Annotated in this window: 15 protein-coding genes and 1 pseudogene; 8 read left to right on the forward strand and 8 right to left on the reverse strand. The window is 50.9% G+C overall.

Annotation, left to right across the window (positions count from 1 at the left end; translation table 11 throughout):
* Nucleotides 1-12 precede the first annotated feature (12 nt).
* Nucleotides 13-336 carry a DUF6388 family protein gene (locus PMPD1_RS13300; protein WP_173634497.1) on the forward strand — a complete coding sequence of 108 codons (324 nt, stop codon included), beginning with the start codon at nt 13-15 and terminating at the stop codon, nt 334-336.
* A gap of 139 nt (nt 337-475) precedes the next feature.
* On the forward strand, nt 476-724 hold the full coding sequence (locus PMPD1_RS13305; protein WP_173634498.1) for a CsbD family protein: 249 nt from the start codon (nt 476-478) through the stop codon (nt 722-724).
* 43 nt (nt 725-767) lie between these two features.
* On the opposite strand, the gene iraP is transcribed toward PMPD1_RS13305, so the two are convergent.
* Complete coding sequence (gene iraP, locus PMPD1_RS13310; RefSeq protein WP_173634499.1) at nt 768-1,058, reverse strand: anti-adapter protein IraP; 291 nt, start codon at nt 1,056-1,058, stop codon at nt 768-770.
* Between the two features lie 193 nt (nt 1,059-1,251).
* Here iraP and PMPD1_RS13315 point away from each other — a divergent pair, with 193 nt between their 5' ends.
* Nucleotides 1,252-1,491 (forward strand): DinI-like family protein, encoded by a 240-nt coding sequence (locus PMPD1_RS13315; RefSeq protein ID WP_173634500.1) that lies wholly within the window; start codon nt 1,252-1,254, stop codon nt 1,489-1,491.
* 53 nt (nt 1,492-1,544) lie between these two features.
* On the opposite strand, the gene PMPD1_RS13320 is transcribed toward PMPD1_RS13315, so the two are convergent.
* The 6 genes and pseudogenes from PMPD1_RS13320 to yrbL all read right to left on the reverse strand — a co-directional run bounded on the left by PMPD1_RS13320 (nt 1,545) and on the right by yrbL (nt 8,610).
* Nucleotides 1,545-2,939, reverse strand: a complete 1,395-nt coding sequence (locus PMPD1_RS13320) for a glycoside hydrolase family 1 protein (RefSeq protein WP_173636221.1) — start codon at nt 2,937-2,939, stop codon at nt 1,545-1,547.
* A gap of 83 nt (nt 2,940-3,022) precedes the next feature.
* A pseudogene (locus tag PMPD1_RS13325) lies at nt 3,023-4,384 on the reverse strand (PTS transporter subunit EIIC); the annotation flags it as partial.
* A gap of 142 nt (nt 4,385-4,526) precedes the next feature.
* Nucleotides 4,527-5,405, reverse strand: coding sequence for a 5'/3'-nucleotidase SurE (gene surE, locus PMPD1_RS13330; protein WP_173634502.1), 879 nt, complete (start codon nt 5,403-5,405; stop codon nt 4,527-4,529).
* A 35-nt stretch (nt 5,406-5,440) separates the two neighbouring features.
* Entirely contained in the window at nt 5,441-6,778 is a 1,338-nt protein-coding gene (locus tag PMPD1_RS13335) for an OprD family outer membrane porin (RefSeq protein ID WP_354292621.1), read from the reverse strand.
* A 440-nt stretch (nt 6,779-7,218) separates the two neighbouring features.
* Nucleotides 7,219-7,845 carry a hypothetical protein gene (locus PMPD1_RS13340; protein ID WP_173634503.1) on the reverse strand — a complete coding sequence of 209 codons (627 nt, stop codon included), beginning with the start codon at nt 7,843-7,845 and terminating at the stop codon, nt 7,219-7,221.
* Between the two features lie 174 nt (nt 7,846-8,019).
* The gene (yrbL, locus tag PMPD1_RS13345) at nt 8,020-8,610 is read right to left on the reverse strand and encodes a PhoP regulatory network protein YrbL (protein WP_173634504.1); all 591 of its coding nucleotides are present in this window, start codon (nt 8,608-8,610) and stop codon (nt 8,020-8,022) included.
* A 276-nt stretch (nt 8,611-8,886) separates the two neighbouring features.
* Between yrbL and PMPD1_RS13350 the strand changes: the two genes are divergently transcribed.
* A complete protein-coding gene (locus tag PMPD1_RS13350; RefSeq protein ID WP_173634505.1) occupies nt 8,887-9,303 on the forward strand; it encodes a DUF2000 family protein in 417 nt (138 codons plus the stop codon).
* A 406-nt stretch (nt 9,304-9,709) separates the two neighbouring features.
* Here the strand turns inward: PMPD1_RS13350 and fliE are convergent, their stop codons facing one another.
* Complete coding sequence (gene fliE / locus PMPD1_RS13355; RefSeq protein WP_173634506.1) at nt 9,710-10,021, reverse strand: flagellar hook-basal body complex protein FliE; 312 nt, start codon at nt 10,019-10,021, stop codon at nt 9,710-9,712.
* 228 nt (nt 10,022-10,249) lie between these two features.
* On the opposite strand from fliE, the gene fliF reads away from it, so the two are divergent.
* The 4 genes from fliF to fliI are packed head-to-tail and all read left to right on the forward strand — an operon-like array spanning nt 10,250 to nt 15,015.
* The gene (gene fliF, locus PMPD1_RS13360) at nt 10,250-11,980 is read left to right on the forward strand and encodes a flagellar basal-body MS-ring/collar protein FliF (RefSeq protein ID WP_173634507.1); all 1,731 of its coding nucleotides are present in this window, start codon (nt 10,250-10,252) and stop codon (nt 11,978-11,980) included.
* Nucleotides 11,977-12,969, forward strand: a complete 993-nt coding sequence (gene fliG / locus PMPD1_RS13365; RefSeq protein WP_173634508.1) for a flagellar motor switch protein FliG — start codon at nt 11,977-11,979, stop codon at nt 12,967-12,969. The genes fliF and fliG overlap by 4 nt, the downstream gene beginning before the upstream one ends.
* Nucleotides 12,962-13,654 carry a flagellar assembly protein FliH gene (fliH, locus tag PMPD1_RS13370; RefSeq protein WP_173634509.1) on the forward strand — a complete coding sequence of 231 codons (693 nt, stop codon included), beginning with the start codon at nt 12,962-12,964 and terminating at the stop codon, nt 13,652-13,654. Before fliG ends, fliH begins: the two co-directional genes overlap by 8 nt.
* A complete protein-coding gene (fliI, locus tag PMPD1_RS13375) occupies nt 13,654-15,015 on the forward strand; it encodes a flagellar protein export ATPase FliI (protein WP_173634510.1) in 1,362 nt (453 codons plus the stop codon). The genes fliH and fliI overlap by 1 nt, the downstream gene beginning before the upstream one ends.
* Nucleotides 15,016-15,043: the final 28 nt, after the last annotated feature.

Consider the following 15,043-nt stretch of genomic DNA (forward strand, 5'->3'; position numbering starts at 1 on the left):
TGGATCGAAATAATGAAAACGCCCGCAGAATATTACGCTATTGCTCGCACCCTGTTTCTCTCCGCGCATCCTGATTTCCGTCAGGCGTTGGGCAAACTTACCGCCGAAGATGCCGCACAGATGGGAATGAGCCTTGAGCAATTACAAGAGGTGCAGGCTGACAGGATCTACGCAGCTTTTCTGCGCGAAAAGAAACAAGATGCGATGCTGTTTTCAATTCAACTTGCCGAGCCGGATAAAGCCGTAGCGGCACAGGCGATTGAAAACTACCTTAAAGAGCACGCTGCCGCGCTGGGCATGACGTGGGAAGAGTTCTGCCGTAAAAACCAGCTATAAATTCTCCCGCCCAAAAACCGGCAAAACCGCAGGCGGATAACATCTGGCTACAAGTTTGACGCCGATGTTTCAGTCAGTAGTCTATCCTTAAAAGTGCCTCATCGTGAGGAACCGACACATTTCTGGTTAAGGAGAGAGCATGTTAGATAAGGCAAAAGACAAAGTTGATGAAGCCCTCGGTGCCGGTCAGGAGCAATTTGGCAAAGCCAGCGGCTCGGCAGAACACGAAGCGAAAGGTAAAGTGCGTAAGCAGCTTGCACGCGGCAGCTATGCCGTAGATGATTTTTTCGAAGCAGTGAAAGATCAGACCAAAAGCTCGCCACTGGCTACGCTGGCAATCGCGGCAGGCATTGGGTTTGTACTCGGTAAAGTTATTGGCCGCAAATAATTAGCGACAATGAGCCCGCGCTGCGGGCTCACATAAGATTAAATTAATCACTGGCTTCTGACATTTCATCCACATAGCGCGTTACCGCCAATAAACGATTAACGTGCGTAAGCAGTAAATCGACATCGGTTTGCAGAAACCCTCCCTGCGAACGTGATGCGGTAACAATAGCGTTCTGTACATTTTCGCCAATACTCTGGGAGTTATCTTTCCCCGCGGTCAGCATCAATGCCGCAATCAATAATGATTGCGCTTCAACCTGCGCGGTTAACTCCTTGGCATCGACATCCATCTTTGCCAGCTTCATTAAAATATCGATAACCAGTTGCTTCATGTTTGTTCCCCGAAATTGCCACGGCTTAAATTAGCACTACTCGTTAACGGTCGAAAGCCCCTGCCTCTTACTCTGCGCACCATCGCGTGAAACCGATAAATTTTTCGCTGACAGCACATTTTATGGTTGCCACTGGGTTTATATCCAGTATGATTACCGTCCCTTGGTACGCCCCTTAGAAGGATAACGCGGCATGTTCGTCGAGCTGATTTATGATAAGCGTAATGTCGCAGGTTTGCCTGGCGCTAATGACATCATTCACCAAGAGTTGGAAAAACGTATTCAACGCGCGTTTCCGAATGCAGAGGTCAAAGTCAAACCCATGCAACGGAATGCTATTGAAACCGATGCCAGTAAAAACGACAAGGCGATTATGGCGAGAATTATTGAAGAGATGTTTGAAGAAGCAGATATGTGGCTGGTGGCCGAATAAGTTAATAGGCCCGCCAGGCAGCGGGCATTTTCGACTTTCCGTCACCGTGCCGATCAGCGCGTTAAACTTCCTCCCTGGCTACCAATGACTTCCTGATACCAGTAGAAGCTTTGTTTGCGCAGACGCGCCAGGTTTCCTTCTCCCCGGTCGTCACGGTCAACATAAATAAAACCATAACGCTTGGACATTTCCGCCTTCGATGCACTCACCAGGTCGATCGGCCCCCAACTGGTGTAACCCAGGATCATGACGCCGTCTTCAAGCGCCTCCGCAACCTGCACTAAATGATCGTTGAGATAGCGAATACGGTAATCATCATGAATACTGCCGTCGGCCTCCACTTTATCCACCGCCCCCAATCCGTTTTCAACGATAAATAGGGGCTTTTGATAACGGTCCCACAACCTATTCAGGAGAATGCGCAGGCCGACAGGATCAATCTGCCAGCCCCATTCCGAACGCGGTAAGTGCGGGTTAGGCACCATATCCAGAATATTGCCGCGTTGACGTTGGTTTAATTCCGCTTCGGCGGTTGCACAACCACTCATGTAATAGCTAAATGAGACAAAATCAACGGTGTGTTTTAAATCTTCGCTATCTTCATCAGCAAAGGTGAGCGCAATGTGGTTTTCGCGAAAATAACGCAGCATATAGCCGGGATAATATCCGCGACACTGTACATCGCCAAAGAACAGCCAGCGGTGGTTTTGCTGTTGAGCTGCCAACACATCCTGCGGCTTACAGCTTAGCGGGTAGGTTAAGCCGCCCAGCAACATATTGCCGATTTTCGCGTCGGGAATAATCTCATGGCAGGCTTTCACTACTCTGGCGCTGGCCACCAGTTGGTGATGGATCGCCTGATAAATCGCCGTCTTACTGCTGTTATCCGCGATACCTACGCCAGTAAGAGGCGCATGCAGCGACATATTGATCTCGTTAAAGGTTAGCCATAGCTTTACTTTATGCTGATAGCGCGTGAATACCGTTCGTGCATAGCGTTCAAAAAAAGCAATCAGCTTACGATTACCCCAACCGCCATAACGCTGCACCAGCGCCCACGGCATTTCATAGTGGGATAAGGTCACTAGCGGTTGAATGCCATATTTCGCTAACTCATCAAACAGCGCATCGTAAAACGCCAGCCCGGCTTCATTGGGCTGTGCTTCATCGCCTTCAGGAAAAATGCGGCTCCACGCAATTGAGATGCGCAGGCAGGTAAACCCCATTTCGGCGAACAACGCAATATCCTGCGGATAACGATGATAGAAATCGATAGCGATGTCTTTGATCGCCCGATCGTTGGCTTGCCGTTCCTTTAACTCACCAAAAATACCGTTAGGTAAAACGTCCGCGGTCGAAATGCCCTTACCATCGCTAAGATAAGCGCCTTCTACCTGATTCGCGGCGATCGCGCCGCCCCATAAAAAATCCTGAGGAAATACTTTCATCATTCACTCCTTGTTGTCATAACTCCGCACGGACGCATCCCGCCGTGCGGTAAAAGGCCTGGCACTTAATCAGACACTGGCTCCTTTTCCATACCGCTAAACCACCAACTGGCGCAGCAAGCCAGCACAAATGAAACCGAGGTGCCCAAAATGGCGCCCCAAACGGTGAGATTAATACCGTCGGGCGGAATCAATTGCGCGAAAGTGAGGATGCTGACCAGACCGGCGGAATAAACGCTGCTGTGGAAATAGCCGACGATGGCGCCGCCAATCGCCCCACTGAGGCAACCGAAAATAAACGGCCGGCGTAGCGGTAACGTTAAACCGTAAACGGCAGGTTCAGTGATGCCAAACACTCCGGCAGCTAATGCGGAACTGGCCAGCGCCCTACGTTTTGCATCGCGGGTTCGCAGCAACACGCCCGCTACCGCCCCCACCTGACCCATTACCGCAGGCAATAACAAGGGCGACAGCGTGTCATAACCCAGCACACTAAGGTTATTGAACATTAGCGGTACCAATCCCCAATGCAGACCGAAAATGACACAGACCTGCCAAATGCCGCCCATCATCGCGCCGGCCAACGGCGGCATAAAACCGTACATGGCCTGGTATCCATTAGCCAGCAATTGGCTAAGCCAAGTAGCAAGCGGCCCCAGCAACAGAATGGTGAGCGGGAACGTGATCATTAGACACAACAACGGCGTAAAGAGGTTTTTCACCACCGCCGGTATAAAGCGATTTAGAAAATGCTCCAGTTTCGCGTTTACCCAGGCGGCAAAAATGATCGGCAACACCGAGGTGCTGTAATTGATAAAGGTGATCGGGAGAGATAAAAACGTCAGCGAAACAGTCTCAGCGGTTAGCGCCTGTTCAAACGCTTGCATCATCAGTGGGTGAGTCAGCGCACCGCCAATCGCCATTGATAAAAACGGGTTACCACCAAACTTCTTACCAGCGGTATAGCCCAGGAACAGAGGGAAAAAATAGAACAATGCATCACTGGCGACAAACCACAGCCGGTAAGTCCCACTCTCCTCTGTCAGCCATTTGCAACTGACCAGCAGCGCCAGCATCCCCTTAAGAATGCCCGAGGCAGCCATGACGCCAAGAAAAGGGGTAAAAATGCCGGAAACCACATCAATAAAGCTGTTTAACAGGTTTTGACGGGGAGTATCGACCACTGTCGGCGTATCATCAGGTTCCGTCTCCGCACGCAGCGCCTGATACACATCATGAACATGATTACCAATTACGACCTGGAATTGACCGCCGCTTTCCACCACCGCCATTACGCCTGGGTCGCTTTTCAACGCACTGGCATCCGCTTTCTGGTGATCGTGAAGCTTGAAGCGTAAACGCGTTGCGCAGTGCACCAGGCTGATAATATTTTGCTGGCCGCCCACATGCTTAAGGATGGTGCGCGCCAAAGTTTGATAATGCATCTCGTCCTTGTCCCTTTGCCTTTGCTGATACGCCCGCCCTGGTTCCAATACCAATTACTCGCCCGGACGTATCATTCATATCGTTGCAAAAGATATCTTCACCCACGCAAAAATGCCGGGTGAAGATAAGCCAGCAGGTCTACTACCGCTTCAGTAAACGCTGATACTGCTCAACCTTCTGCGCCGGCGCGTTCCAGTCGCCATCAATAACGGTATAGATAATATAACCACGCTGTAACCACCCGCTGTCAGTATCCGCATCGGCCGGTTTCAGTATCTCATCGCTTAATATTTGCTGCGCGCGGCCATCGTCCAGCAGTTTGTAATAGTGCTGAGGCACCGGATAAAACTCGTTGGCGACCCATTTAATCCCGTTAATTTTATTTTTTGGCAACGCCGGATAGTTAATACTGAGGCCGGACCCGGCGGGTAATATCGGCTGCCCCGGCTGCCAGTGCTTATTCAGATTGGCGACCAACTCAACGACATGATCCACCGACTCGGGCCAATATTTTTTCGTGCTTGGCCAGCCGTTTTTGGCTTCCTCGTCCGTCAACTTGTAGCCAATGCTGGCGGCGATGGCCGGGTACCCGTAGCGAACCGCGCGCGCAGCGGCGGAAATGGTTCCTGAATTCAATTGCGCGACGCCGGTATTTGGCCCGTCATTCACTCCGGAAATAATCAAATCAGGCGGCGCATCGCGCATCACGCCGAGTAAACCATAATCCACCGCATCGGCGGGGGTTCCCGGGAAGCAGTACTGTTTCTCAGCCACTTTCCGCACATCAAACACTTTATTGGGTTTAAACGTAATCGCCGAACCAATGCCGCTCTGGTTGGTGGCCGGCGCCACCAGCCACACCTCGAACCCGTTTGCCTTTAGCTTACTTTGTAACGCGGTGGTGCCATAAGATTCACAGCCATCATCATTAACCAGCAGGATGCGCATTGGGCGTTCCGCTGCTTGTACCGTGAAACTCAGCGCCCCAATAAGCGCGGTAATAATAAATGTTGCTTTCATCCATGCTCTCCTTGATTAAACATTAGCGTTCGGGATTACAACAATCCCAACTTATATTCGAACCAGAGCGATCCTCCGACGCCTTTTGCCCGGTTAAAACTTCCGTCATGATTAATAGAGGGTGTTTTTTGTCGGGTTAATTTCCAGCTATAGCTCGGACCAAAACCGGCAAAAATATTCAGCCCCTTAATCGCTTGCGGCGCCCACGCAAAAAAGCCGCCATATTCCCATTCATGTAAGGAAACACCCTGATAGCTAACATGGTTGCCGTAATTACCATATACGCCAGCCCGAAGCTGCGGAGAAATTTGATATTGGCTATAAAGATGCACCATTTGTTCACCATCATTAACGTAATCATTTCCTTCGCTGTCCGCCGGGCTATTAAATGTTCCACGCGTATTGCTACCGAAATGCCAGTAAAAATGGCCCAGGCCTTTTTTTATCGATGCAATGGTTTTTGACCAGCCTATTCCCGATTCGCCTTTGCCATATTGATACCCAACCAACCCAAAATAATGACTGGCGTTATGACTAAAACCCCGACTCCCTTCCCATTCACTGAGCCCACGGTTGTAATAGCCAGCGCCACGGAGCAAAATACGGAACTCATCGGCTACAGGAAAAAACCAAGCGGCCTCGATGCCCTGACGCAAAATATAATCTTTACTCTCTCCGATAACCCAGCTCAGAAATTTCCCTTTTTCCGGTTGCCACCGCACATCGCCCGTGGCGATATAATCAATGCGTTTGCGGCTTTGTAACGTATAAAAGTGGCGTTTTTCAGTTTCATCACGCGCTGAAAAACGTGTGACTAACGCCGCTCTGGCTCGTAGTGGGCCAACGCCCGCTTCGCCGCTCACCCCTTCCCAGCTATCCGGCGCTGCCCGACTGGTGGTCACATTCACCATTCCGAACTTCGACAATTGCTTCCATCCGGCATAAAGCCTGAGATAGTTTGCTTCCTGACCAAAGCTCGCTTTAGCGTAAAGCTGCCCAACTTTATTAAAGCCTTCCGCGTGGCCTTTGTTATCACGAACTAAATCCCTACCGGCAAAATACCGATTAGCATAAAGCTTGCTGACGCCATACCAGGAGGCATCAATACCAAACCGCTCCTGTACCCACCCACTACGGAAATCAAGCTGCAGACCTTGCGCCCAGGCAATTTGATCGCCAAACCCTTCATCCGCTAATTGATCGGTCGTATTCACCATCCATACATTTCGTAGTTTTAAATCCAACTGGCTATCACTAAAAAAACCGCCATCCCCAAAACTCATCGCCGATGTTATCGGGCTAAATACGCTCCCTGATAATAAAAAGATAAGTGCATTGATTCGGAATTGTTTATTTTTACGTTTTACCAACATCTTCTTTCACTCCCTGGCTATTACCCTTAACGGCATTTCCTGGTAAAGAAACACCCTACCCCCAATAATGAGTTACTCCGTTAACATTGAGAATATAAAAAGGCAACATCAACCATCCGGCTGCAGAAACTATTCTGCCAAGGACATATCATTATGATTGTGTTATTTACAAAGCTCAATGTGGTGTCAATGCGCGCACCTTATCACTCCGCCGCAAAAGAAAATATCTATTTCACTCACAAAAATCAATTCTGTGATCTTACTCGCGAGTTAATTTTAATTAATGACACAGGTTGCAGAAATCAACTAATAGGTATTCCCGTTAAGAAAATGCGTTATTAAAAATAGCAAAAAGCCTGAATAATAATATTCAGGCTTGAAGGTTTATAGTAAGCAATCTCTGATTCGTTAACGTATTATCGTCTGCGTCAACGATTAGGTTATTTTTCTAAAGCTGCCTCTAATTCATGCCCACGGTTGTCGTTACGCATTAAATATAACGCCACACAAAATAGCGAAATCATAAAGGGCGTTTCATACAGTTCCTCCATTAAGTCCTGGTAACTACGGTCGTAAAGGAACAGGAAAGAAAAATAGCGGTGGTGTTCAACCGTATCCGCGATAAAAAAGCAGATAACGACAATGGCGGCATCCCATAGCGGAAACGCGTCATATTTGAACTTTTGAACAATCTCCCGGCGAATAGAAGGGAAAATCAGCGAAACCACAAGCGCGCCGATTAAAATAACCGAGATAGCGCGGAATAGCAGTTTCGGGCCATCGTGGAAATAATCACGTCCCCAGCTTATCCCCCGGCCAAACAGCGTTAACCACCAGACCAGCGACCATACCCAGAACGCGGTCTGCTGCTGGCTAAATGAGGCGTGCCGCAAATAGTACCAAGTGAAAAACAGCCCAAATAGCAACCAAAGCGATTGAAACGTCTCAATAACTTCAACGGTTTTTCCATGATAGAGCGGAAAATGGAACAGCTCCAGCAGCGGAAACAACACCATCATCACCAGCGATAAGGTGGCGTGCGGATAGTACCTGGTATCAAAATTCATAAAAAAAGGGTTACGTTAAGGTTAAATTAAGGTTCAGCGTATCACCCCTGCGCGCGATAGCGTTTTGCATAATGAGCTTACGCCAAAAACCTTTAGTAACCATCTGTAATTTCGAGAGTTACGCCTTCTCGTTTTACCTTGCTGCGGCCGGTGCTGGCATGGGCGGTAGAAAATTTAAAATGTACCCGCCGGTGCAAAGTAGCCGTAGTTCTCCAGCAACGTCAGAAAACGTTGCCAAAGCCGCGTATGTTTGCGGTGATAAAAAAAGCGGTTCCATGAAGCTGCGGGAATGATTGCCGCTTCGCCGATATTATCGACAACGACCAGTTTCCTGCTGCCATCATGTGCTTGTTTAACCAAGATATTTTTCGGCTTTAGCGACATGGTGACTATTTGGTTCGTTTCGAGGTTTTGTTTGAATGCCACCAGCAATGGTGTCAGCCAGGCAAAATCCGCGTTTTGCTGCGCCTGACGTAAATAAAAATCTAACTCTTTTGAAGGGTTACCATCAAAATCAGTAATTAAATCGTAGGCGTAACCGATACCGAGGTTGGTTTCAACTTCACCATGGTAGCGCGGTAAGTTATCCCAATTTATACAGCGCGCGCCCAGATGACGGTAATAGTTAAGCTCGCGTTTTAGCTCTTTATCGCCGCCGCTCTCCGTTGAATAGACGATTTTAACGCACAGGGCATTATTTTCCGGATGAATATAGCACTCCCTGTGTCGGCCTTTTCCAATAGGCGAGCCTAAGGTAAGTTGCACATTAGCCTCCTTAATCAAGAATACGTAAAGATAAGCAGGTTAATTGTAACTATCGAAACTAAATAAAAGCTCAACGAAAATAATACGTACGCTGCCAACGCGCGCTAGCTCTGGCTTTGCCGCACTTATGGTTAAAAAATAGCGTGAATTGCCGATAAAAAAGGTTACTAATAAAGCTGAAAGCGGTTTGAACGCCAGGCTATGACCCCTGTCAAAACCGCCCGTCCGGCCCGGCGGTAGACTGTGCGTTTTCGATGGCTTTACTCAGGAGAAAAGATGTTTCAGGACAACGATCGCAAGTTGTACGTCATTGTTAACCGTAATGCAGAAGTCGCCACGCAGATGAATGCGATCGGCCACCTTAGCGCGGGTATTATGCTGAAGGCGGAAGAGCCCTATTTTCATGATTATTTAAATCGTGATAGCGGTTTTTCTGCCTGGCTGAACCACTATCCGGTAGTGATTTTGCAATCAAAAAATAGCAATCAGTTGGCTTCCGCGTTACAGAAGTGCAGTGAAGCTGGCTTGTTATATAACTTTTTTACCACCACTATGCTGTCTCACTCCTCGGAACAACAGATCGCCGATACGCTTGCCGCCCCTTTTGAGCAGTTAGAGTTTATCGCTTTAGCGATTTACGGGGATGCTTCAGTCGCGGGGCCGATTACCAAGAAGTTTTCGGTGTATAAGTAAGCCTCGTTTCGGCGGGCCAGTTTTTTGCGTCAGCAATAGTGCGTGATGGTGGCAAAGCCAAAAAAGGCTGCATCAATGCAGCCTTTATGGTATCCAGCCCCACCCGGCGCTTATCTCCGGCACTCATACTGGCTTAGCTCTTGAAGGGGCAATTCAGTATCGCGCAAAATCCGCCTGCGGCTTTAACAAAATTTGCTAAGGTTACTGTTAGCGAGCTAATTATATATTGGGGGGTAAAAAAACGCGCTCAATGTTCAATCCGCAGGTAAATACCACAAATAGACGTGCTGGCGTCAGTCCAACAACGCTCATCCGCTAAATTGATGAGCACCACATTGAACAAATTTGTGCTACATACGTGCTACGACAAAACTGCACGTTAGATTACTGTATACTTTTCAGAAACCTACACCTGCATATTCATAATATCTTGATAAGCAGAAACCAGCTTGTTACGCACCTGCACACCCATCTGCATCGAAATAGATGATTTTTGCAGATTGACCATCACATCGTTGAGTGCGACGCCGGGCTTACCTAACTCAAAATCTTGCGCCTGGGCTTGCGCGTTATTTTGCGTTTCACTGATCTTGTCTAAGGCTGCTTTCATCTGGGCGGCGAAATCGGCATGAGCCACGCTATCGTTGCCTTTATTACTTGCCTGCGATGATGTCAGTTGCAGTTGTTGGATCACACTTTCGATCCCTTGAATCGCCATCTCGTACCCCATTTCCACACGGTTGATTTTTTAATGGAACAAAACTTAACACAATGTCAATGAGACAAAGCCGCTAAATAACAGCAAAAACCTCGGCTTTTTCGCCCATCGAATTTCCCGATAAAGAAAATAATGGCACTCCATTAAGGTGGAACTTTTTCTACGCCGCATCAGGGAGTCAGTCTTGTCACCACTTAAAACCCAGTCCGGTCAACTGTCAGGCAGGAAATGGTCATGAATGCTACTGCAACACAGGATTCAGCCGCTAAGAAAGGCTTCGGTGACCTTCTGGCTCGCCTGCGCGCGAACCCGCGCATCCCGCTGATTGTTGCCGCCGCTGCCGCGGTCGCCATTATTATCGCCTTGGTACTCTGGGCGCGGGCGCCCGATTATCGTGTGCTGTATAACAATCTCTCTGATGAAGACGGCGGTGATATTGTTACGCAACTCACCCAAATGAATATCCCCTTCCGTTTTGCCGAGAATGGCGGCGCGCTGATGGTTCCTGCCGATAAAGTGCAGGAGCTGCGCCTACGGCTGGCGCAGCAAGGCTTACCGAAAGGCGGAGCGGTAGGTTTTGAGTTGCTGGATAAAGAGAAGTTCGGCATCAGCCAGTTTAGCGAACAGGTTAACTACCAGCGCGCCCTTGAGGGTGAGCTGGCGCGTACCATTGAGACGCTCGGACCGGTGAAATCGGCACGCGTTCATTTAGCGATGCCTAAACCCACCCTGTTCGTGCGCGAGCAAAAATCCCCTTCCGCCTCGGTCGCGCTGAATCTTCAGCCGGGCCGCGCGCTGGATGAAGGCCAGATCAGCGCCGTCGTACATATGGTGTCCAGCAGCGTTGCCGGTCTGCCGCCGGGCAACGTCACGGTAGTGGACCAAGCCGGCCACTTGCTGACGCATTCAGATGCTGCCGGACGTGACCTGAACGATGCGCAGCTTAAGTACACTAATGAAGTTGAAGCACGTTACCAGCAGCGGATCGAAGCCATTCTGGCGCCGATTGTTGGCATGGGTAACGTACATGCTCAGGTTACCGCTCAGGTCGACTTCGATGCCAGCGAACAAACCGACGAGCAATATAAGCCCAACGCCAATCCGGATAACGCCGCCATCCGCTCACGCCAGACCAGCAGCAGCGAACAAATCGGCGGCCAATATCCTGGCGGCGTCCCCGGCGCACTGTCGAACCAACCGGCGCCAGCCAATAGCGCGCCGATTGAAACCCCCAATAATGCCAACAATACCGGCGCTAATGCTAATAATGCGAATGCGGCGAACCGGGCGGCAAATAATAGCGTTAATACCAGTACTGGACGCAGCACCGTGCCGTCGAATACCCGACGCGATGACACCACTAACTACGAGTTAGACCGCACCATCCGCCATACCAAAATGAACGTCGGCAACGTGAAACGCCTTTCAGTCGCGGTGGTGGTGAATTATCGCCAAGATGATAAAGGCAAAGCCACGGCCTTAAACGAGCAACAAATTAAGCAGATTGAAGACTTAACCCGTGAAGCAATGGGGTACTCAACCGATCGCGGCGACAGCGTTAATGTCGTCAACTCACCGTTCACACCTGATGATATGAGTGGCGATACGCTGCCGTTCTGGCAACAGCCCTCTTTCTTCGATGTGCTGATGAGTGCCGGACGCTGGTTGATTGTCGCGCTGGTTGCCTGGGTGTTGTACCGCAAACTGGTTCGCCCGCAACTACTACGTAAACAGCAGCAAGAACAGGCCGCTGCCGAAGAGACGGTTCTGCGTGCGCAACAACGAGAAGAAGAAGAGGCTTTCTCGGTCAAACTCACTAAAGACGAGCTTGAATTGCAGCGTAAGTCAAAACATCGCATGAGCGCGGAAATGCTGAGCCAACGCATCCGCGATATATCAGAGAACGATCCGCGCGTCGTCGCGCTGGTTATCCGCCAATGGATGAGTAACGAACTATGAGTCTGTCCGGTACGGAAAAAAGCGCCTTACTGTTAATGACCATCGGTGAAGATCGCGCCGCCGAGGTGTTTAAACATCTTAGTACGCGTGAAGTGCAGCATGTCAGTTCTGCGATGGCGAATATGCGTCAGGTATCACACCAGCAACTGACTGAAGTTTTACGCGAGTTTGAGATGGATGCCGAAGAGTTCGCGGCGCTCAGCATTAACTCGAACGATTATCTGCGTTCGGTGCTGACCAAAGCGCTGGGTGAAGAGCGTGCTGCCAGCCTGCTGGAGGATATTCTTGAAACCCGCGAAACCACCACCGGCATGGAAACGCTCAACTTTATGGAGCCGCAGGCTGCAGCCGACCTGATCCGCGACGAGCATCCGCAGATTATCGCTACCATTTTGGTGCACCTGAAACGTGGTCAGGCGGCAGATATTCTGGCTCTGTTCGACGACCGTCTCCGCCACGATGTAATGCTACGTATCGCCACCTTTGGCGGGGTTCAACCGGCGGCGCTGGCCGAACTTACCGAAGTGCTCAATACCCTGCTGGATGGGCAAAACCTTAAACGGGCGAAGATGGGCGGCGTAAGAACCGCAGCCGAAATTATCAACCTAATGAAAACGCAACAGGAAGAAGCGGTTATCGATGCAGTACGCGAATTTGATGGCGAACTGGCGCAAAAAATCATCGACGAAATGTTCCTGTTCGAAAACCTGGTGGATGTCGACGATCGCAGTATCCAGCGTCTGTTGCAGGAAGTGGAATCAGAGCAGCTGCTAATTGCGTTGAAAGGCGCCGAGCAACCGCTGCGCGAAAAATTCCTCAAAAATATGTCACAACGCGCCGCCGATATTCTGCGCGACGACCTGGCCAACCGCGGCCCGGTACGTATGTCGATGGTAGAGAACGAACAGAAAGCCATTCTGTTGATTGTCCGTCGTCTGGCGGAAAGTGGCGAAATGGTCATTGGCGGCAGCGAGGAAACCTATGTCTGATGCTTTTTCCGCGCGCCACTGGCAGCGTTGGCAGCCTGAAGATTTAGCGCCGCCGTCGGTCGTCGAGTTTGACGAACCCGGTGAGCCGGAAGGCGCTATTGATGAGGCGGAATCGCAACACAATCACCTGGAGCAATTACAGGCTCAGGTGCGTTTTGAAGCGCAAAATTTAGGGTTTAAGGAAGGCCATCAGCAAGGATTTAACGAGGGACAAAAAGCGGGCTACGATGCTGGTTTCCAACAAGGACTGGCTGAAGCGCAGCAACAGCAGGCGCCGTTACAGGCACGTATGCAGCAGATGGTCACTGAATTCCATCATACGCTCGAAGCGCTGGATAGCGTCATCGCCGCACGTCTGATGCAGTTAGCGCTGGAAGCGGCACGCCAGGTTATTGGTCAGGCGACAGCGGTCGATGGCTCGGCGCTGTTGCGCCAAATCCAACAGATGATCCACCAGGAACCGATGTTCAGCGGTAAGCCACAGTTACGCGTCCATCCGGATGATTTGCAGCGCGTTGAGCAAACGCTGGGCGCGACGCTGGATCTGCACGGTTGGCGTCTACTCGGCGATAGCTCGCTCCACCCCGGTGGCTGTAAAGTTAGCGCCGAAGATGGCGACCTGGATGCCAGTGTCGCGACCCGTTGGCATGAACTCTGCCGCCTTGCCGCACCGGGAGAATTGTAATGACCTCGCGCCTCTCTCGCTGGCTCGGCGCGCTCGATGACTTTGAGCAACGCTTAGCGCAAGTGCCCACGATACGTCGCTACGGGCGATTAACACGCGCAACCGGTCTGGTGCTGGAAGCCATCGGCCTGCAACTGCCGCTTGGCGCAACCTGTGTGATTGAACGGCACGACGGTCAGCAGATAAGCGAAGTAGAAAGCGAAGTGGTCGGTTTTAACGGCCAGAAACTGTTTCTAATGCCGTTGGAAGAAGTGGAAGGTATTTTGCCGGGCGCCCGCGTCTTTGCGCGTGCCGTTGGCGAAAACCGCACCAGCGGTAAGCAACTGATGCTCGGGCCACAATTACTTGGACGCGTATTAGATGGGAGCGGACGTCCGCTTGATGGCTTGCCAGCCCCAGAAACCGGTTACCGGGCACCCTTGATCACGCCGCCGTTTAACCCGCTGCAACGCACGCCGATCACCGACGTACTGGATACCGGCGTGCGCGCCATTAATGCCTTGCTCACTGTCGGGCGCGGTCAACGGATGGGGCTGTTTGCCGGTTCAGGCGTCGGCAAAAGCGTGTTGCTCGGCATGATGGCGCGTTATACCCGTGCCGATGTAATTGTCGTTGGCCTAATTGGTGAACGCGGACGTGAAGTTAAAGACTTCATCGAAAATATTCTTGGCGTCGAAGGCCGGGCGCGCTCAGTGGTGATTGCCGCACCGGCGGATGTTTCTCCTCTGTTGCGTATGCAGGGCGCGGCATACGCAACCCGTATCGCTGAAGATTTCCGCGACCGTGGTCAACACGTGTTATTGATTATGGATTCACTGACCCGCTATGCGATGGCGCAACGTGAAATCGCGCTGGCGATTGGCGAGCCCCCCGCCACCAAAGGTTATCCGCCTTCGGTCTTTGCGAAACTTCCGGCGCTGGTCGAACGCGCCGGTAATGGCATTGATGGCGGCGGTTCGATTACCGCCTTTTATACCGTATTAACCGAAGGCGACGATCAACAAGATCCGATTGCCGATTCCGCACGCGCCATTCTTGACGGCCATATTGTCCTGTCACGCCGCTTAGCGGAAGCCGGGCACTATCCGGCGATTGATATTGAAGCCTCCATCAGTCGTGCCATGACTTCGCTAATAGATGAAACGCATTACGCGCGCGTCCGCCAGTTTAAGCAACTGCTTGCCAGTTACCAGCGAAACCGCGATTTAGTCAGCGTCGGCGCCTATGCCGCCGGTAGCGATCCGCTACTGGATAAAGCCATTAAGCTGTGGCCTGAGCTGGAAGCGTTCCTGCAACAGGGCATTTTTGAGCGCAGCAACTACCACGACGCCTGCCTGGGCCTTCAGGCGATTTTCGGTTAGCCGCGTTCGGGCGGCGTATTGAGGTAAT

The sequence above is a fragment of the Paramixta manurensis genome, assembly GCF_013285385.1.
Lineage (GTDB): Bacteria > Pseudomonadota > Gammaproteobacteria > Enterobacterales > Enterobacteriaceae > Paramixta > Paramixta manurensis.

Excerpts from the sequence above, each read along its gene's own strand:
- PMPD1_RS13350 (WP_173634505.1), top strand. The coding sequence starts at position 8,887 with ATGTTTCAGGACAACGATCGCAAGTTGTACGTCATTGTTAACCGTAAT.
- fliI (WP_173634510.1), top strand. The coding sequence starts at position 13,654 with ATGACCTCGCGCCTCTCTCGCTGGCTCGGCGCGCTCGATGACTTTGAG.
- PMPD1_RS13305 (WP_173634498.1), top strand. The coding sequence starts at position 476 with ATGTTAGATAAGGCAAAAGACAAAGTTGATGAAGCCCTCGGTGCCGGT.
- PMPD1_RS13320 (WP_173636221.1), bottom strand. The coding sequence starts at position 2,939 with ATGAAAGTATTTCCTCAGGATTTTTTATGGGGCGGCGCGATCGCCGCG.
- fliF (WP_173634507.1), top strand. The coding sequence starts at position 10,250 with ATGGTCATGAATGCTACTGCAACACAGGATTCAGCCGCTAAGAAAGGC.
- PMPD1_RS13315 (WP_173634500.1), top strand. The coding sequence starts at position 1,252 with ATGTTCGTCGAGCTGATTTATGATAAGCGTAATGTCGCAGGTTTGCCT.
- fliE (WP_173634506.1), bottom strand. The coding sequence starts at position 10,021 with ATGGCGATTCAAGGGATCGAAAGTGTGATCCAACAACTGCAACTGACA.
- PMPD1_RS13335 (WP_354292621.1), bottom strand. The coding sequence starts at position 6,778 with ATGTTGGTAAAACGTAAAAATAAACAATTCCGAATCAATGCACTTATC.
- iraP (WP_173634499.1), bottom strand. The coding sequence starts at position 1,058 with ATGAAGCAACTGGTTATCGATATTTTAATGAAGCTGGCAAAGATGGAT.
- surE (WP_173634502.1), bottom strand. The coding sequence starts at position 5,405 with ATGAAAGCAACATTTATTATTACCGCGCTTATTGGGGCGCTGAGTTTC.
- fliH (WP_173634509.1), top strand. The coding sequence starts at position 12,962 with ATGTCTGATGCTTTTTCCGCGCGCCACTGGCAGCGTTGGCAGCCTGAA.
- PMPD1_RS13300 (WP_173634497.1), top strand. The coding sequence starts at position 13 with ATGAAAACGCCCGCAGAATATTACGCTATTGCTCGCACCCTGTTTCTC.
- PMPD1_RS13340 (WP_173634503.1), bottom strand. The coding sequence starts at position 7,845 with ATGAATTTTGATACCAGGTACTATCCGCACGCCACCTTATCGCTGGTG.
- fliG (WP_173634508.1), top strand. The coding sequence starts at position 11,977 with ATGAGTCTGTCCGGTACGGAAAAAAGCGCCTTACTGTTAATGACCATC.